The sequence below is a fragment of the Fibrobacter sp. UWB13 genome, from assembly GCF_900177805.1.
Classification (GTDB): domain Bacteria; phylum Fibrobacterota; class Fibrobacteria; order Fibrobacterales; family Fibrobacteraceae; genus Fibrobacter.
The window spans coordinates 422,479-440,415 of sequence record NZ_FXAX01000001.1 but is presented as its reverse complement, the minus strand read 5'-3'; the positions used below and the strand labels follow the sequence as shown (position 1 = coordinate 440,415).

The window sequence follows — 17,937 nt, the reverse complement described above, 5'->3', positions numbered from 1 at the left end:
TTACAGAATTTTATTTTCCAAAATTTCCTTGGCATGATACGTGATGATGATATCTGCACCAGCACGCTTGAACGCAATCATGTTTTCGCGGATGATCGATTTTTCATCAATCCAGCCCATTTTTGCAGCAGCCTTGACCATCGAATATTCACCACTTACGTTATACACAGCAACCGGCACATTGCTGATTTCAGCCGTCTGGCGAAGCACATCGAGAAATGCGAGGCCAGGCTTTACCATCACGATATCTGCACCTTCTTCAAGATCGAGTTCCACTTCATGGAGCGCTTCGCGACCATTGCGCACGTCCATCTGGTAACTCTTGCGGTTGCCGAAATGCGGAGCGGAATCAGCAGCATCACGGAACGGACCGTAATAAGCGCTAGCGAACTTTGCGCTATAACCCATAATCGGCGTATTTGTAAAGCCCGCATTGTCAAGAGCTTCGCGGAGAGCCGTGATGTGGCCATCCATCATGTCGCTCGGAGCCACCATGTCGGCACCAGCAGCCACCTGAGAAACAGCGGTCTTTGCCAAAAGTTCAAGCGTTGGATCGTTATCCACATCGCCATCCTTAATGATGCCGCAATGACCATGACTCATGTATTCGCAAAGGCACACGTCCGTAATCACGTACAAACTCGGGAACTTCGCCTTGATGGCACGTACTGCACGCTGCACAATGCCATCGTTATCGTATGCAGAAGTTGCCATTTCGTCCTTGTGATCCGGGATACCGAACAGCAAAATGGACTTGATGCCAAGCGCGACACAGCTTTCAAGTTCCTTCAAGATTTCATCAATCGAGAAACGGAACTGGTTCGGCATAGACGGGATTTCTTCTTTGACGCCCGTTCCTTCAACCACGAACATCGGGTAAACGAGGGCATCGGGATTTACAGCAGTTTCTGCAACCATGTTGCGGATAACTTCATTTCTACGTAAACGACGAGGACGAATAATCATAATAACTATTCCTTTTTGAAATCTTTTTCAATTTGCACAAGGTCTTCTGCCCATTCGGTCTGGATTTTCTGCTTGAGCTTTTTCGCGAGCGAAGGAGCGCGGCCCTGCGTAGAGACGGTCACGGCAATGTTTTCGCCAAAATCCATGCGGGCAGGCACAATGAAATCGCCGTCGAGGTAATCGCAAGCGTTATTCACGAGAATGCGACGAGCGCGTGCATCGTTAGAAACTTGGGCATTTACAGCAGGCTGGTCGGTACAAATGAAGACCATGAAAACGCAACGCAAGTCAAGCGGTTCGTACGGGCGCTGTTTTAATGTGATAGAAGACGGCTCGTCAGCCTTGAGCATCTCAAATTCTGGGTCGAATTGCGGTGCGACAACGGTAATATGAGCGCCAGTCGGGATTAGCGTTTTCACCTTGCGCAGAGCAATGCGACCGCCACCCACAACGAGAACGTTACGCCCTTCGAGATTCAATTCGATGGAGAAGAGGTTTGAGCTATGGGCGCGCTCTGAGTGGATCCTATCGCCACATTCGTGGCTCCAGGATGACAAAGGGGCACAAGTACACGCGTTCTGAGCCGAGCGGACACCGGCGACAACCATGCTCGAGAATTCTTTCCAATCGCCAAGGCAAGGCAAAAGCGTAATCGGGATTTGCGGGAATTCCGCCTGCAATTTTGCAACAACACGCGGCACGTCATTCTTTGTATGCTGACCATTCAACAGCAAATACGGCAAAAGCGTCACCGATTCCACATCTTCGCGCAAAAGCGTGCGGAGGTCATTTTCCAAATCCAACAAACTCGTGCTCGCCACACGCGTACCGGGCAAATCATGATGCAAGCGGTCGAGGATTTCTTCGAATCCTTTGTATGCACCCGGCAAAATGCAATGGTGAGCGATGATAAGAATAGCTTTCATTAAGCATTCTCCCCCATCGTGTAATATTCCACGATTTTTTTGACGAGCGAATCCATCGTTGTTTCGTCGGAGGTGACGGTTTCAAAGCCATGCTTTTTCGCGGAAGCTTCAGTCATGCGACCTATGCAGAATGAAAGACGAGAGGCGTTTTCGGAATGTGTGGAAACAATACTGCTAAAATTCTCGACAGCGCTAGAACTGGCGAAGACGACTGCATCAGCAGAGGCAATAGCTTCACGTTTCCAATCCGGGAGTTCAGCAATCGGCAGTGTTTCGTAAACAATCCAACGTGTTGCTTTCGGTAAGAGTTTGAGCAAAGTATCGTCAGCGAGATTTCCCTGCAAAAGAAGAATTCGGGATTCGTCGCCAACCACTTTTTGTAGCAACAGACCTAGTCCTTCACCGGTATGGTCTTCAGGAACATAATCGCAGCGGATGCCGTATTCAAGCAACTTCTTTTCGGTAATCTTTCCGACACTTGCAATTTTCTTGCCGGCAAGCACACGTACGTCATAACCCGCAGCAAACAACTGCTTAAAGAAACATTCAACACCGTTCGTGCTCGTGAAAGCAAGAATGTCAAAATTTTTGAGGTCTTCGAATTCGACAGGCTCAGCAACCTTATTTTCAGAAGAATTGGAGATGCCGGAACGGAGTCCGGCATGACAACAAGGGAAAACATCCCGTGTTTCAATCATCGGGGTTTCGATAACTTCGGCACCGAGGGCTGTCAGTCGAGCTGTAATTCCACTAGATTGTTTTGCGGCACGCGTTACAACCAAACGCTTACCCGAAAGCGGCAAATTCTTTTTCCAAGCAAGAGTTTTGCCCAGTTCAACCACGCCACCCATAATCGTAATTGCGGGTGCCGTCACATTTTCACGGACAATGGTCTCGCCCGCTGATTCAAGCGTTGCCATAACGGTACGCTGGTTCGGGGTTGTTCCTTTTTCGATAAATGCAAGCAGAGTTTTCGGGTCTTTGCCACATTCAATTAATCGATGTGCGATAAAGTCCATATTGGCAATGCCCATCAAAAAGATGAGCGTTCCCTGGCACTTCGCGAGAGTCTCGAAGTCCAGCGAAAGATTGCATTGGATTCTATCGCCTTCGGCTCCATAATGACAGTCACCCTGGAGTGCAGCGATAGGGTCCACGACGGATTTTTCTTTTTCGTGGCCTGTGATGATATGGAAACTTGTTGCAATTCCACGATGGCTCACGGGAATGCCCGCATAGGCAGGCACAGCGATGGCAGAGGTCACGCCCGGCACAACTTCAAATTCGACGCCTGCAGCGACAAGTTCCAAAGCCTCTTCGCCACCACGACCGAACACAAACGGGTCACCGCCCTTCAAACGTGCAACGGTCGCACCCGGCATTTCAACGGCAAATTTTACCAAGAGCTTATTGATTTCGTACTGTTTCACCTTGTGGTGCGTCGGCATTTTGCCCACATCCACCATCTTTGCTTTCGGATTACATAACGAGAGCACGCCCGGTGAAACCAAACGATCGTAAACCACAACATCGGCTTTTTCAAGAATTGACTTTCCACGCACGGTCAAAAGCCCAGGATCGCCAGGACCCGCGCCAATCAAATAAACTTTGCCAAAATGATTCGAATTTTCCATCGAAACCAAATTTAGAAAAACTTCGCCATTAAAATTTTGCCTATATTTTTTAGCATGAATAGTTCTAGAGCAAAGCTTCGCGACGAAGTCTATACGCAGATGATGTGTGCCCAGGCACGCCTTTCCAAAGACCAAAATACCCAAATGGGTGCCGTTCTTGTAAGCGCCGACGGGCGCGTTATCAGCACGGGTTACAACGGAGCTCCCGCCGGATTTGACGACGAGACCGTTCCGTATACGCGCGAAAAGCAACTCCTCGCTTACGATTTGCTAGACGCCGACTCGGGCGAGCTTTTGAGCCACCATGAATTCGAGGCAAACAAGTATCCGTTCATGGTCCACGCCGAAATCAACGCACTCCACTATGCTCGCGGTAAGGTTCCTCCAGGTTCCAAGCTCTACGTGATTGGATTCCCGTGCGAACGCTGCTCTTTGGACATTAGCCTTTCGGGCGTTGCCGAAGTATTCGTGACCAAGGACGATTACGATCCGAAGTCCACGCTGAACAACAGCCGAGATACGGCTTATTACATGTTCGCACAGGCAGGAATTATCGTAACACTTTGCGGCAAACGAATCAAGCCCGTTGTGTCGAAGCCAGAAAAGAAATAACGTATAGATTGCCACGTCACTCCGCGACTCGCAATGACGAAAAGATTTGGCTATACAAAATCATGTCCGCACACAAAAAATGTGCGGATATTTTTTTGCGATACAAGATGGCGATTTCCGAACGGAGTCGGGAATGACAATGTAATTTATAGTTGCTTTTGAATTGCGCAGGCGAGTTCGACGCCCAAATTCTTAGATTGCTGGACAGAGTCCGCAGATTTCAAATCAACGTTTCCGGCGACTTCTGCACGGAGCAGTTTTTCTGATTTTTCGTCCCAGTAAATGCCGCGAATTTTCAAAGTCTGCGCAATTCTATTAGACCCACCGTCAACAAATTCCGCGAAACTTGCCACCGGGAATTGGCAACCAGCATTGAGCGCCTTTAAATACGCCATTTCAGCAGAAGCGATGCAGAATGTCGCAACATCGTTCACGCGAGCGAGAATCTGCGCAAGGTCGTTACAAATCGCCCTCGATCCTTCGACTTCGCACACAGTGCTTCGCTCAGGATGACGAGTGTCAGAATCGGCAAGAGTTTCAATCGCAAGGATTCCCTGACCACTGGCGGGGAGCATCTGTTCGGTGCTAAAATATTCCGTTACCTGGTCTGCAAGCCCCATACGCTTAAGCCCCGCAGCCGCAAGCACAACACCATCAAGTTCCGCAAGTTTGCCAATGCGAGTCTGGATGTTTCCGCGAATCGGCACATATTCCAAATCCGGGCGGAGCGCTTTCAGCTGTACCACACGGCGAATACTTCCCGTTCCCACGCGAGCACCTGCAGGCAAATCCATAAAGCGGATTCCAGCAGCTCCACCACGCGAAAGGAACGCATCTCGCGGGTCTGCACGTTTCAAGACTGCAGCAAGCTTGAACTGCGGCAGCACTTCGGCTGGCATATCCTTCAAGCTGTGAATCGCAATATCAGCACGACCTTCAAGGAGTGCAATTTCCAGTTCCTTGATGAACACGCCCTTGCCACCAAAGCTCGCCAGAGACTTATCCAAACGGCGATCGCCTTCGGTTGTCATGGAGACCAGTTCATAAGTCAGAGAATCGCGGGCATTATTAGAATCGGCGGCATTCCCAATAACAGAATTAGCAGCGACAATAGCATCCGCCGCCATCGTCGTCTGGGCCAAAGCCAAAGCGCTCTTGCGCGTTGCGATACGTAATTTCAAGTCACTCACAGCAAGCCCCTCTAATTTCTAGGAGATTTTGAATCTAAGCACTTGAGGAACACCTGCACATCTTCAGGCGAATTTTCAGCCTTGACTTTATACAAAAAGTCATTCGCCATTTTCTTCGCAAATCGTTCGTACATCATCTGGATGCGATGGCGGTCATCTTCCGAAAGTTCCGGCATGGAGCGCAATAATTTTTCAGATTCTTCATTTGCCGTCGTAAGCATTTTTTCGGCATGCAAATGAATTTGCTTGGAGACCTCATCCATACGGTTCCAATGCAAGAATTCATCAAGGCCTTCTTTCAAAATTTTCTGCGCTGCATCAAGTTCAATCATGCGCAACCGACGATTTTCAGAAACAATCTTTTCAAGGTCATCAACGCAAACGTATTCAACGCCCGGAAGTTCACCAATAGAAGCTTCTGCATTGCGCGGGCTACCAAGATCGATAATCAAGCGCTTTGAAGGGTCTGTCACAGCAGACGAACCTTCACAGGATCCTTCGACTTCACACACCGTGCTTCGCTCAGGATGACACAATGCAATTGTCTTTTCAAACTCATTCTTCGTGACAATCGGTTCCTGGCAAGCGCTGCAGAGAATCACGACATCGCACTTGCCAAGGACTTCGTAGCGGTCTTCGAATTTCACAGGCGTAAGCACATCTGCAAATTTTTCGGCATTTGCAAAAGTCTTGCTACTTGCAAAAATCTTGGTCGTATTCTCTTGTACATACTTGAGCATCAGCGAGCCCATCTCACCAAGCCCCACGATGTACACGGTACGATTTTCAAGATCGTCAAAAGTCTTCTGCACTTGCTTCATCGCCAAGAACGGAATATTGCAACTGAGCTTGCTCAAGTTCGTCTCAGTCTTGATACGCTTTGTCGTATGGATCGCGCTCTGGAAAAGCTTGTTCAGCGTATTGCCCGTCGCATTCAGCTGGTGCGCCGTTTCGTACGCACGGCCAATTTGGTGCAAAATTTGATCCTCGCCCATAGCGACAGAATCAAGCCCGGCACACACATTCATCACATGGTGCGCAACATCGTCACCCGACTTAAAATAAAAGAACTTCGCAAAATCATCGTAGTCTTGACGGGCAAGTCCACACACATAACGAACGAGTTCACCATCAGTGATTTCACGGTCGCTCGCCACATAGACTTCCGTGCGATTGCACGTTGCCAGAATCAAAAGTTCATCAAATGGAGAATGTGTTAACGCCTCAGTCTTTACATCCATCGGGATATAAAACTTTTCGCGAATTGCGATTTCAGCCACCTTGTGGCTCATGCCTGCCATGTAAATTTTGCGCATAGCCCAAAGATAGAAAAATTACACTCCACCAAATGCAATCTAGGGTATTTCGCCATGACACAAGCATTTTCTTAATCGAAAAATACTTTTTCTTTCAAAAAATTATTATATATAAATTATAGAAACCGAATTAATTGGCTAAGTTATTCAAGGGCATGACAAAAAGATTTTTACTCTGCGCTGTTATTTCTCTATTTTTTGCGGTCCATGCAAACGCTTGGGACATGGGAACGTATGTAGAAAACGCACAAGCTGGCGAAGGAATTATCGACACCAACACCATTTGGAAAAAAGACCAAAAGCAAAAAATCATAGTCGATACAAGCATGGCGAAGGCAAACGGATCCAATCAAAACAAAAAGAGTCAAATCAAACATCATAGTATTGGCTTTGAGTATGACTTTTTAACACTATTTGATTTTGGTGCCGGATTAAGCCACTTATTTGATGATAAATGTGAAAAACTTTTTTCTTGTTCTTATGGAGCTGTATCCATCGATTACGGATACGCATTTGACTACATCGAAACAGGTATTATCCTAAATTTGTTTATATATGATCCTCCTATAACCACGGTTATGGCAAAACTAAAAATCAATGGTAATTTAGGGGGATTCGTCAACCCATTTTTTGAACTTGATGCGGGAATTTCAATTATGTCCGATAGAGTCATTCCCATGGGACACATTTCCCTTTTAGGTTTTGAGATTGGCTACCCCGTTTCCGTTCGATTCCAAGTGCCGTTTTTACTTTGGGGCGCAAAGGGCATTACCAACATCGGTATAGGCTATCGATTCTAGCGATACTACGCAAAAAATCTGAAGCTCGTTTTCTTGAGTTCCTTGAGGGAATGGAGAACGACGTATTCCGGGTTATCAAGCAACGCCACGGATTCCTTGATGTAGGCGTCTAATTCTTCAGGCGTCTGAGCATGCATCATTGCATACAAGTTGTACGGGAAATTTTCAAAAGACGGACGCTCGTAACAATGCGAAATGTAGTGTTTTTTCGCAAGAGCCAAGACTTTACTAGATTCTTCGTTCCTTCGGTCCTCAGAATGACGAGAGAAGCATACCATCGCATTGCAGGGGAAACCCGCATCTTGATGGCGAAGGATCGCCCCAAAGCGGCGCATACGTTTAGTAGCAAAATCTTCGCGAAGTTCATCGCAAGAAACACCCCAGTCCTTAAACGGAGTGAGCGTATGCGGGATATCATCACAAGCAATGTGGATGCGGAACTTGTCGGAGTCAGTGAGTTTTCCCAAGAAATTACTGGATTCTTCCAACCTTCGGTTGTCAGAATGACGCAAAGCCGGGGCACTCTCGCCTATTTCGTCTTTCGTCAAGGTTGGTGAGCCTGCCGAACCACGTCTCTCGTCTAATGACATCACCGTATTGATTTTATACTTCTTGGTGGCGGTAAGGACATGGACATCGTGCAAATATGTTTGCGAACACACGCGGTCCACAACCACCTGGATTGCAGATTCATTTTCGGCAATGACCGTAAACCAAACATTGTATTCGTGACTACGGATGTAATTGTGCGTAATCGCAGGTTCGCTCATCACGACTGCAGCGAACTTTTCCATCGGAGTCTGCGCATGCGGTTCCGCCGCAAAATCATTTTCCGAAGTCAGTACTTTTCCTGCACAAAGTCTCGAAATAAAGCCCAGTTTTTTGGAATCGTACACGCCACCAATACGTCGAATTACGCCGGACACGCGCATTTTCTCAATATCATCAAAAACTTCGTGTTCAGAAACGTTCAACATTTCTGCTAAGCGCAAATACGGGCGTTCCACCAACGGAAAGCCGTCTTGAATAATCGCGAGAAGTTTTTGACTCAGCATTTGCGGCACATCGCGAGAGGCGTTACAGCCCAATTTCTTCATCGGTCAAATAGCAAGCCGGATCTTCAGCCCAGAAGTCGCCAGTAACAGCTTCGGCACGCGTACGGAAATTGCCGTTGCACAAATTCAAGTAAGCACACTTCGGACAACGCCCCTTCAAAAGCGGTTTGCGGTTCTTGAGGCCAGCCATAATCGGATTTGACAAGTCTGTCCAAATGTCGCCAAAGTTGCGTTCGCGAACGTTTCCGAGCGTAATATATTGCGTAAACTGGTCCGGATGCACATTGCCAATGCTATCGATATTGCCAAATGCCATACCGCTGCGATTTCCGCCATTGCGCTGAATCAAATCCAGAACAATCTTCGCGCGTTCCGGGTCTTCGCGCTTCATGCGCTGGTACAGATAAACGGCATCGGCGTGGTTGTCGACCGTCAAAATTTCCTTGTTCACACCGCGCTTCTTAAAGTCCAAAGTGCGATCAATAATCAAGTCCATCACCTTGCGGCTCTCTTCGTGATTCAAGTCGTTATCGACCATCGCACTTCCGCGACCGCTATAGACAAGGTGATAGAAACAAACTCTATCAATGTTTTCCGCTTCGAGCAAATCGAAAATAGCGTTCAGGTCTTGATAGTTGTACTTTGTAATCGTGAAGCGGAGTCCAACCTTCTGACCCGTCGCGACACAATTGCGGATCCCGCGCAAAGCCATCTGGTACGCGCCCTGCTTGCCACGGAACTTGTCGTGAGTTTCTTCGCAACCATCCAAGCTTATGCCCACGTAGCCCACGCCCATCGCCTTGAGCTTCTGAGCCACATCCGGCGTGATGCAAGTGCCGTTCGTCGAAATCGTCGGACGGATGCCCTTACTTGCCGCATAGTTCGCGAGTTCAAAAAAGTCCGGGCGCAAAAGCGGTTCGCCACCGCTGAACAAAATCACCGGCACATGGAAATCTGCAAGCTGATCAATAAGCTTGATTCCCTCTTCGTGTGAAAGTTCGTTCTGGTACTTGATAGCCTCTGAACGGGCATAGCAATGCACGCACTTCAGGTTGCAAGTCTTGGTGCAGTTCCACACCACCACCGGACCACGGCCCGGGCCCACACCGTTCTTAGATTCGTGGGCACGCGGTTCATAACGAAGAGAATCCCCGAAATTCGGGGTATCCATCAAAAGCTTAGTAATACTGATCATCAGGGTCTTCCAAAAACACAAAAACAACGACTACAAAGAATGACCCAAAAATAGAAATATTCTGACAGCAATCCGCCATCCACGAGTATCCATATTTATGTTTTTTGATTCAAAAAAAGATTACATGACCCAAATTTCTACCCGATAATCGGAAATCCCTCATGGTATTCCTTGATAATGTAAGGGTGCGTTTTGGCATACTCGTAGATTTTTTCACCGAGACCTGATTTCACGAGTTCCACAAGATTTTCACCCGGAGTTGATCCAATTGATGGGCACGTTGGCGTGAGCGCAATAACAAGCTCACCATTTCTGTCCATGATTCTAAGAGGCCAAATACTGCAATCAAATGGTTTATCGTCGCCCTTCAAAATGCAACCTTTTTGCGAATCCAAGAATGTGCAAGGCACTTCTTCTTCGGGATCATCTGAGCGATAGTTATTTTCAAGCACCAAGCGGCCAAAGCGCACTCCCTGCACCGTTTGAGACATGCGGAACTCGCCCACCACGCCATATTCATTTTCGTGACTTAATTTCTCTGCAATTTCATGTGGGAAAAGAGGTGTTTCCCAAAGGCTCATTCGCCTAAAGGAACAGCAAAACTTGCACGATGCACAAGATGATTTAGAAAGCACTTTGGAGAGCATGGCATTTATCCAAAATAATAAGCGGGTAATACGAAAGTTTTGCCTTGCGGAGTCCTTCGATATTGATATCTTCTTCGCGATTGATAAGTTTTACACCAGTAAGCGTTTCTGCAAACATTTTATTGATAACGGCATAGCCGCCATTATCCGCATACTCGCCAATGACTTTTTCAAAATGGATATCCCAGACTCTAGGGGCTATTTCAGAAGCTATCGTCATGCCAACAGGAGCATTATTCACATAAAGGATTGCGCCTTTCAAGCCAAGCGCATCAAAATTTTTAAGCGCTTCTTCTATTGCACAAAGCTCCGCCATACGCGATTTTTCATCCGTAGACCGTTCTGCCCAAGCAGCTTCTTCGCATTCGCATGTCGGTTCACAAGGCTCTTCGCCCGACATAGAATTTTGCAGCCACTTTTTTTCAACTTCGAGAGCGTCCACATAGTTATCAGCGGTAATTTCGCGCAGTTCATAATGTTCATACGAACGGTTGAATTTCGAAATATGGTTTCGCTTTTTGCGATACGTATTCCCTGCAAGAGTCGCAAGACTTTCCGCAGAATAAATATAATCGCTATCGCCACGGTCATTTACAAACTGGATGGACTTCTTAAAATAATCCCAAAGGATATGCGCACGAGTTTCATCAACCAAGCAGAATTCCAACGGACGGCCCGATTCTTTCGCATCTTGAACAATTGCGTCAAGCGCTTCACGCGGGTCTTCGGCACCAAGCGGAAAAGCGTAACCGCGACGGCTCCCCTCGCCTTGATAATAGCGGAAAAGGAAACCATTTTGTAACGCCATCAGTGTGCCATATTTTTTGCGCCACAAGAAAAGGCTTGCAAACGCAGCATCGCTCCCGATATAACCGGATTCTGCCACCGCCCTCGCCACATTTTCTCGATCTGAAAGTTCTGGAATTCGAAATTCTAGCATACTTTCAATTTATAAAAAAATCTACTCAGCGCTCTGCTGCAAAATCTTGATTTGCTCGTCCGCCCATTCTTCAAAAGTATCGTCTGCAATATGGGCTTTCACGGACTTCATCAAGTGGATGTAGAAATGCAAATTATGAATTGCCGCAAGCGTCCAGCCAAGCGGTTCCTTTTCCTTGAACAGATGGCGCAAATACGCACGGCTATAGTTACGGCAGCAATAGCAATCGCAGTTCGGGTCAAGCGGCAAATCGTGTTGGTGCGCAAATTTCGCGCCCTTGTAGCGGAGCACGCCTCGGCTCGTATAAACTAATCCATCCTGTGCATTCTTCGCAGGCAAAATGCAGTCGCACATATCCACGCCACGTTTCACAAGCTCCAGCAAATTCCACGGCGTTCCCACGCCCATCACATAGCGGGCACGATCTTCGGGCAATAAGTTTGTACAAAAGTCTGCAATTTCGTACATCGTCTCGACAGGCTCGCCTACAGAAAGCCCGCCCATTGCATAACCATCCGGCTCAATTTCCTTGAGCGCCTCGATAGACTTCTGTCGCAATTCCTTGTGCATGCCGCCTTGCACAATTCCAAAGAAAAATTGCGGATAGCCGTGAATCGGAGGATTTGCCAAAAGCCATTCCTTCGCCTCGCGCGTCCACTTGAGCGTCAGCGCAAGCGATTTTTCCGCCTCTTCGACAGTGCTCGGGTACGGCGTACATTCATCAAACGCCATGATGATATCCGCACCGATTTCACGTTGCGCGTTCATCACACTCGCGGGCGTGAACAAATGACGAGAACCGTCCAGCAAACTCTTGAACTGGACGCCTTCTTCGGTAATCTTTCGGAACTGCTTTAAACTCCACACCTGGAAACCGCCGCTGTCCGTAAGCATCGGCTTGTTCCAGCTCATGAACTTTTGCACGCCACCCGCCTCTGCAATGAGCTTTGTGCCCGGTCGCAAATAGAGGTGGTACGTATTCGCCAAGATGATTTCTGCATCGAGTTCGCGGATGTCACGGCTCGTAAGCCCCTTGACCGTCGCGGCTGTGCCTACAGGCATAAACACGGGCGTTGTCACGTCTCCGTGCGCCGTATGGATCACGCCAAGACGCGCCTTGGACTTTGCAGATTTCTTTAACAGTTCAAAAGGATTTTCGTTCACGAAACCAAAAATAGAAATCTTCTCGCCGTTACGACTTTTCGAGTTTCGGCTTTCGGTTTCGCGGGGTCAAATGGCGCACTGCGCTTTTCCCCGTATGTGTAGGCAAAACCTTCTGGCTTGCAGAAAGGGTATGCTCAATTTTGTTTTCGCCAAGAGGACGAAACTGTCCCGTTAAGAGATTGTGGTCAATGGCCATAGGAACTCCTAATGTTTATGATGGTGATAGAAACAATATATTAAAAAATTTTAAAATTTCAAGAAAGCACCACCGCCAATCAATGTTAATCATATACATTGGTCATTTTGCACAAGTGCTGTTGTCAACGCAAATTCGATTTAATATAATTGGATGCGGTTACACAAATTTAAAGGATACTATATGAGAAACTCGCTCAAGATCGATGGTCAGGTCAAGACTTATCTCCACGAAGATGAACTTCCGAAGGCATGGTATAACGTCCGCGCCGACATGAAGAAGAAGCCCGCTCCGCTTCTGAACCCGGGTACCGGCAAGCCGGTGACTTTCGAAGACCTGCAGCCAGTTTTCTGCGATGAACTCATCAAGCAGGAACTCGATAATGATACCGCTTACATCGAAATTCCGGAAGACATCCGCACATTCTACAAGATGTACCGTCCGTCTCCGCTCGTTCGCGCTTACTTCCTCGAACAGGCTCTCGGCACTCCGGCACACATCTACTACAAGTTCGAAGGCAACAACACCTCGGGTTCTCACAAGCTCAACTCCGCTATCGCTCAGGCGTACTACGCTAAGAAGCAGGGCCTCAAGGGCGTGACGACTGAAACGGGTGCAGGCCAGTGGGGTACAGCACTTTCTATGTCCAGCGCCTTCTTCGGACTGGACTGCCAGGTTTACATGGTAAAGGTTTCTTACGAACAGAAGCCGTTCCGCCGCGAAGTGATGCGCACCTACGGTGCATCCGTCACCCCGTCCCCGTCCATGACGACCGACATCGGCCGCAAGATCAACGCCGAATTTCCGGGCACCACGGGTAGCCTTGGCTGCGCTATTTCCGAAGCTGTGGAAGCCGCCGTGAAGCAGCCGGGTTACCGCTACGTTCTCGGTTCCGTGCTGAACCAGGTGCTCCTCCACCAGTCCGTCATCGGTCTCGAAACGAAGGCCGCACTCGACAAGATTGGCGTGAAGGCCGACCTCATCATCGGTTGCGCTGGTGGTGGTTCTAACCTCGGCGGTCTCGTGAGCCCGTTCATCGGCGAAAAGCTCCGTGGCGAAGCCGACTACGATATTCTCGCTGTGGAACCGGCAAGCTGCCCGAGCTTCACTCGCGGTAAGTACGCTTACGACTTCTGCGATACCGGTAAGGTTTGCCCGCTCGCCAAGATGTACACCCTCGGTTCTAGCTTCATCCCGTCTGCAAACCACGCTGGCGGCCTCCGCTACCACGGCATGAGCAGTATCCTCTCTGAACTTTACGATCAGGGACTCATGCGTGCAACGTCTGTCGAACAAACTAAGGTCTTCGAAGCAGCAAAGCTCTTCGCCCAGACCGAAGGTATCCTCCCGGCTCCGGAATCCAGCCACGCCATCCGCGCAACGATCGACGAAGCTCTCAAGTGCAAGGAATCTGGTCAGGCAAAGAACATCGTGTTCGGTCTCACCGGCACGGGTTACTTCGACATGGTTGCTTACCAGAAGTTCAACGACGGCGAAATGAGCGACTACATTCCGACGGATGAAGACATCGCCAAGAGCCTCGCCCAGCTTCCGAAAGTCGAAGGTTAATTTCAGCGAGATGCCGCGAGGCATCACGTGATGATCTAAAGACATTAAGCAAAAACGTCCAGCGCTCGCTGGACGTTTTTCATTATAACCACAACAATTTTATTGTTTCCGCCCGGTCAAACGATAACGATGTTCTACACCGTTTTTCTTGAATCGAACAAACAAACTATGTTCGCGAACATCGTAGAAAAGTCTCGGTAAATGCGATTCCACAGCACGCGCAACAGCCGAATTGCGAATAGCGTTTGTACTATCCGAAGCAGTAGAATCACGACCTATCGAATCAGAAGGCGCGACCTTCGAGGAATCAGCTTTAGAGGAATCTGGAGCCGGTTCCTGAGCCTTGAGCAATTCAAGCATCTTTTCCGCATAGCGTTCGCCCAAAGTCTGGTATCCATCGCGAGTGAAATGCAACGTGTAGCTCGGTTCCTTAATCGCAGGGCACCCCTGAGCCGAAATCACATAGCCATTCGGAATCAAGTCCGCCGCCTCTTTCACGACATCGTTTCGCCAGCCCAAATCGCCCGTAGGCGCAAGTTCCCCAAGCAAAATCGGAGTCTTTTCCGGGTCTAGCTCCAGTTCTTCAATGAACTGGTCATAAACCTTCTTGACGCGTTCAGGCCAGTCCTTCATCTGGTAATCCGCTTCGCCCTGGTGGAAAAGGAATCCCTTGATGACGCCTTTCTGCTTTGCAATTTTTCCCATTTCGACAATGCGCTTGTGCACATCGCCACCATATTCATTCAGATACTGAATCCACCAAGTATCGTTCTTGTTTTTGGCATTCTGCACATAAGCCGCATTGCGGTCCTTGTCGAACAAGTCAATGCTCTGCCCGCCAATCGCCACATTCGCGACCGCCACCGTGATGCTATCCGGGAGTTCCTTAATCATTTTGCGACCAAAGAAATCGACAATGCCGACCTTGGAACCGCTATGGCCCATCGGAGGAGCTGCCGGATAAAATTCACCAACTTTCTGGTTGGAATGATTCCCTGCACGTAACACCAAGAAACGCGGATTCGTTTGACGGTCCGTATCCGTAATGGTCGCCTGCCCCGACATATTGGACTGCCCATAAGCGAGGTAAATATGCAAGTTCGGGTCCTGAGCAAAAGACGCCACTCCCAAAACAGCAAGCGAAAACAAAAACTTTTTAACCATTTTTACTCCATAAATATCCAACCAATATTATTATAACCAAAAAGAAACCCCATTTCGAGGTTTCTCAAATTTATTTTATTGCCAAAACGACAAGAGGCCGCACATTTTACATCAGAAATGGCGATTTCACCTTACATTCACGCGAATCAAACGATGCGATCGTTTTGCACGAACTAGATACATTCCCGCATTAAATCCTGATGCACGTAGTGTCTTTTGCAAAGCTTTATTGCCAAGCGCACTCCATTCAGAGGGTGTTACTTTCGCAAAACCGAGATGTTTTCCATTCAAATCAAACACATCATAAGCTTCATTCACATCACTTAACTGGAGCGCCGCCACCCTAGAAACAATACCCGTTGTATGCCCCGGATCTGTCTGCGTGGAATCATCCGCAATAGCATACCATTTGGCATTTTCAATGCTTGCAGTCGCATCCGTCGGGGGCGTCGTGAGGTTTGCGCCAAAGTTCGCATTGTTCAGCATGTCAGTATTGACCATGCCATAGAAAATTCCCTTCGAGATTTCTTTATCGAAGTTGTTTTCGAGGTCGCCGCGAAGCTGAGCCGTGCCGGAAAGTTTCTTGCCATTTACCGCCCACATTACGCCGTAAACTTGAGCGTTATCAGTCACAGTACTATTCACGATAATCGAAAGCGCACCGACTTTAGCCTTGCCACTAATCGTCCCGCTCACAAGCCAAGCATCATCTTCAAGCACAGCATCATCGCCAATCGTGCCAGCAGTCACAAGAGCGCGCCCGCGCACCACGGCGTTACCGCTGATGGTGCCGCCGTTAACAACGGCGAAATCTTCGATCCGGGCGTCGCCAGAGACTGTACCGCCATTCACGACAGCATTGGGCCCCACGTAAGCAGTCGTAGACACTTTCGCCTTATTGCTGACCCAGCCACCACCATTCGCGTGCTGCGAATAGCCCGAAGCAGTCGTTCCATTAAATCCAGCGGGCTTCCAAAAGTCCTTGTTATAACCTTCAGGCGCGCCGTTCACAACTTCAATCATGTACGGATAACGATAAATGCTGTAATAGAACTGGTCCCAAAGAATCGTCTGCATTTCGGTCGGAGTCGCCGTTACCGCAAGCCACAAAGCCTTGTCATTCGCTTTCGTTTCGATTTCAAGATTGAAACCTGAGCCGTGTTTCATTTCGCTGTAACGCGGCGTGCCATCAGCACCTTCCGCGACCAAGCCAACCGTCCAACCCGATGCAGGATCCGGCAATTTGTCCGGTGCGTAATTGCACCATTTATAAGTTTTACCCTTGTAATAATCTGTATTGTCGCCAAAGCAAGTGTAGCCATTGACCGTCGGCTTTTCCTGCACAATTCCACGGAACTTGACCGTCACCTTCCCCGCCGAATCCGGATAAATGCGCACCAAGTTATAGCCCCAGCGCTGCGGAGCCCAGTAACTCGGCGAAATGTAACGGTCCACGCAATTCTCGGCCGCGACATTCCCATCCGAATTCTCGGAACTTTCGCATTTCATCTTGTTCAGCATGGTCACGCGAGAATGTCTGCGATACAAGTCTCCCCAGCCATCGTGCGTTCGACGAGTCGCAAATTCGTAATCGCCCCAGGACTTTTTGTACAAAGTTTTCTTGGCAGGAGCGTACTCCACCGTTGCATTCTTCATCGCGAATTTGCCGAACTGATTATTCAGTTCTTCGAGCGACCAGCCGTAAACCATCATCATCGCACTAAACGGAGTCTGTTCCATGCGACCATCTTCGCCGTCGCGAATCGATTCCATCCAAATGCGATTGACCTCGTGCGCGCCTTTATTGCCGCCACCAAATTCTTCTTTCAAATGTTCCAGGAACTGCCAATTGCAATAGCGGTCTCGCGTGGAGCCATAATACAAGTACGGAAAGTTAATCAGATATTCAGAGCAATGAGCATCATTCGGATTGTACTGATGCGCCATCCAGTTCGCATGCGATTCTGCCATCCAACCCGAGTGACTGTTGTTTCCGAGCCAACCGGCCACGCCTTGCAAACCATGCGCGAACTCGTGCGATGTTCCCCAATAATCCTTGAGCGCCCCGACTCCAATCCACATGCCAGGCCCATACTCGCCATTCAAAGCCTTCACATAATCCTGACCACCGTACAAGGACGGCAATGTTTCAAACACATAAATATTGCTTTTGAGTTTCCTGTCCGAACTTTTCGGGAACGGCAACATCCAGCCGAGCGAATCGATGTAGAACGAATACACCTTTTCTAGCGACTGGAGCACACCCTCGGCATCAGAAGTCGAGATTGAAACATTATTCGCCGCACCATCGTCGGTCTTTGGCTTTTTGCAAACTTCAAAATGTTCCGAAGAACGGATTAGCGTAAAGCCGTTATCTTCACACTGCGGGACCCAAGTCACGTCGGCAAACGACGCCACCGCCATAGCACAGACTATCTGCGTAAATTTCATACCACCACCCATAAACAACCCTAGAACATTCTAGGTATTACTAATATATATTCTCGCCCCCTCAAGCGCAAGAATCAACTAGCAAATTGTTGTCTAGGGACACCCCGTATGA

Annotated in this window: 15 protein-coding genes; 3 read left to right on the top strand and 12 right to left on the bottom strand. The window is 48.5% G+C overall.

Features of this window, described 5'->3' with window-relative positions:
* From hemB to cobA, 3 genes are read right to left on the bottom strand one after another with little or no spacing between them, the layout of a single operon-like run.
* The gene (gene hemB, locus B9Y77_RS01955; protein WP_073424331.1) at positions 1 to 966 is read right to left on the bottom strand and encodes a porphobilinogen synthase; all 966 of its coding nucleotides are present in this window, start codon (positions 964 to 966) and stop codon (positions 1 to 3) included.
* A 5-nt stretch (positions 967 to 971) separates the two neighbouring features.
* Positions 972 to 1,892: an NAD(P)-dependent oxidoreductase gene (locus B9Y77_RS01950; RefSeq protein ID WP_073424332.1), complete on the bottom strand. Its 921-nt coding sequence runs from the start codon at positions 1,890 to 1,892 to the stop codon at positions 972 to 974.
* Positions 1,892 to 3,526 carry a uroporphyrinogen-III C-methyltransferase gene (gene cobA, locus B9Y77_RS01945; protein WP_085490263.1) on the bottom strand — a complete coding sequence of 545 codons (1,635 nt, stop codon included), beginning with the start codon at positions 3,524 to 3,526 and terminating at the stop codon, positions 1,892 to 1,894. The genes B9Y77_RS01950 and cobA overlap by 1 nt, the downstream gene beginning before the upstream one ends.
* Positions 3,527 to 3,580: 54 nt before the next feature.
* Between cobA and B9Y77_RS01940 the strand changes: the two genes are divergently transcribed.
* Complete coding sequence (locus B9Y77_RS01940) at positions 3,581 to 4,138, top strand: deoxycytidylate deaminase (protein ID WP_085490262.1); 558 nt, start codon at positions 3,581 to 3,583, stop codon at positions 4,136 to 4,138.
* A gap of 146 nt (positions 4,139 to 4,284) precedes the next feature.
* Here the strand turns inward: B9Y77_RS01940 and hemC are convergent, their stop codons facing one another.
* Positions 4,285 to 5,328: a hydroxymethylbilane synthase gene (gene hemC / locus B9Y77_RS01935; protein ID WP_085490261.1), complete on the bottom strand. Its 1,044-nt coding sequence runs from the start codon at positions 5,326 to 5,328 to the stop codon at positions 4,285 to 4,287.
* Between the two features lie 11 nt (positions 5,329 to 5,339).
* The gene (gene hemA, locus B9Y77_RS01930) at positions 5,340 to 6,644 is read right to left on the bottom strand and encodes a glutamyl-tRNA reductase (protein ID WP_085490260.1); all 1,305 of its coding nucleotides are present in this window, start codon (positions 6,642 to 6,644) and stop codon (positions 5,340 to 5,342) included.
* A gap of 134 nt (positions 6,645 to 6,778) precedes the next feature.
* On the opposite strand from hemA, the gene B9Y77_RS01925 reads away from it, so the two are divergent.
* Positions 6,779 to 7,444 (top strand): hypothetical protein, encoded by a 666-nt coding sequence (locus B9Y77_RS01925; RefSeq protein WP_073424336.1) that lies wholly within the window; start codon positions 6,779 to 6,781, stop codon positions 7,442 to 7,444.
* 5 nt (positions 7,445 to 7,449) lie between these two features.
* Here the strand turns inward: B9Y77_RS01925 and B9Y77_RS01920 are convergent, their stop codons facing one another.
* The 5 genes from B9Y77_RS01920 to tgt all read right to left on the bottom strand — a co-directional run bounded on the left by B9Y77_RS01920 (position 7,450) and on the right by tgt (position 12,445).
* The gene (locus tag B9Y77_RS01920) at positions 7,450 to 8,541 is read right to left on the bottom strand and encodes an Lrp/AsnC family transcriptional regulator (RefSeq protein WP_085490259.1); all 1,092 of its coding nucleotides are present in this window, start codon (positions 8,539 to 8,541) and stop codon (positions 7,450 to 7,452) included.
* On the bottom strand, positions 8,522 to 9,694 hold the full coding sequence (gene nirJ1, locus B9Y77_RS01915; RefSeq protein WP_085490258.1) for a putative heme d1 biosynthesis radical SAM protein NirJ1: 1,173 nt from the start codon (positions 9,692 to 9,694) through the stop codon (positions 8,522 to 8,524). Before nirJ1 ends, B9Y77_RS01920 begins: the two co-directional genes overlap by 20 nt.
* A gap of 137 nt (positions 9,695 to 9,831) precedes the next feature.
* The gene (locus tag B9Y77_RS01910) at positions 9,832 to 10,275 is read right to left on the bottom strand and encodes a hypothetical protein (RefSeq protein WP_085490257.1); all 444 of its coding nucleotides are present in this window, start codon (positions 10,273 to 10,275) and stop codon (positions 9,832 to 9,834) included.
* Positions 10,276 to 10,318: 43 nt separating this feature from the next.
* Positions 10,319 to 11,281, bottom strand: a complete 963-nt coding sequence (locus B9Y77_RS01905; protein ID WP_083555643.1) for a DUF2156 domain-containing protein — start codon at positions 11,279 to 11,281, stop codon at positions 10,319 to 10,321.
* 21 nt (positions 11,282 to 11,302) lie between these two features.
* Positions 11,303 to 12,445 carry a tRNA guanosine(34) transglycosylase Tgt gene (gene tgt / locus B9Y77_RS01900; RefSeq protein ID WP_085490256.1) on the bottom strand — a complete coding sequence of 381 codons (1,143 nt, stop codon included), beginning with the start codon at positions 12,443 to 12,445 and terminating at the stop codon, positions 11,303 to 11,305.
* Between the two features lie 379 nt (positions 12,446 to 12,824).
* Between tgt and B9Y77_RS01890 the strand changes: the two genes are divergently transcribed.
* A complete protein-coding gene (locus B9Y77_RS01890; protein WP_014545144.1) occupies positions 12,825 to 14,210 on the top strand; it encodes a TrpB-like pyridoxal phosphate-dependent enzyme in 1,386 nt (461 codons plus the stop codon).
* Between the two features lie 99 nt (positions 14,211 to 14,309).
* Here the strand turns inward: B9Y77_RS01890 and B9Y77_RS01885 are convergent, their stop codons facing one another.
* Together B9Y77_RS01885 and B9Y77_RS01880 are read right to left on the bottom strand one after the other, a co-directional pair.
* Complete coding sequence (locus B9Y77_RS01885) at positions 14,310 to 15,374, bottom strand: sialate O-acetylesterase (protein ID WP_085490254.1); 1,065 nt, start codon at positions 15,372 to 15,374, stop codon at positions 14,310 to 14,312.
* Between the two features lie 126 nt (positions 15,375 to 15,500).
* Entirely contained in the window at positions 15,501 to 17,825 is a 2,325-nt protein-coding gene (locus B9Y77_RS01880) for a DUF6055 domain-containing protein (RefSeq protein WP_254899884.1), read from the bottom strand.
* Between the last annotated feature and the right edge of the window lie 112 nt (positions 17,826 to 17,937).

Coding starts and splice junctions, on each gene's coding strand:
- hemB (WP_073424331.1), bottom strand. CDS start 966: ATGATTATTCGTCCTCGTCGTTTACGTAGAAATGAAGTTATCCGCAAC.
- B9Y77_RS01950 (WP_073424332.1), bottom strand. CDS start 1,892: ATGAAAGCTATTCTTATCATCGCTCACCATTGCATTTTGCCGGGTGCA.
- cobA (WP_085490263.1), bottom strand. CDS start 3,526: ATGGAAAATTCGAATCATTTTGGCAAAGTTTATTTGATTGGCGCGGGT.
- B9Y77_RS01940 (WP_085490262.1), top strand. CDS start 3,581: ATGAATAGTTCTAGAGCAAAGCTTCGCGACGAAGTCTATACGCAGATG.
- hemA (WP_085490260.1), bottom strand. CDS start 6,644: ATGCGCAAAATTTACATGGCAGGCATGAGCCACAAGGTGGCTGAAATC.
- B9Y77_RS01920 (WP_085490259.1), bottom strand. CDS start 8,541: ATGAAGAAATTGGGCTGTAACGCCTCTCGCGATGTGCCGCAAATGCTG.
- nirJ1 (WP_085490258.1), bottom strand. CDS start 9,694: ATGATCAGTATTACTAAGCTTTTGATGGATACCCCGAATTTCGGGGAT.
- B9Y77_RS01910 (WP_085490257.1), bottom strand. CDS start 10,275: ATGAGCCTTTGGGAAACACCTCTTTTCCCACATGAAATTGCAGAGAAA.
- B9Y77_RS01905 (WP_083555643.1), bottom strand. CDS start 11,281: ATGCTAGAATTTCGAATTCCAGAACTTTCAGATCGAGAAAATGTGGCG.
- B9Y77_RS01890 (WP_014545144.1), top strand. CDS start 12,825: ATGAGAAACTCGCTCAAGATCGATGGTCAGGTCAAGACTTATCTCCAC.
- B9Y77_RS01885 (WP_085490254.1), bottom strand. CDS start 15,374: ATGGTTAAAAAGTTTTTGTTTTCGCTTGCTGTTTTGGGAGTGGCGTCT.
- B9Y77_RS01880 (WP_254899884.1), bottom strand. CDS start 17,825: ATGAAATTTACGCAGATAGTCTGTGCTATGGCGGTGGCGTCGTTTGCC.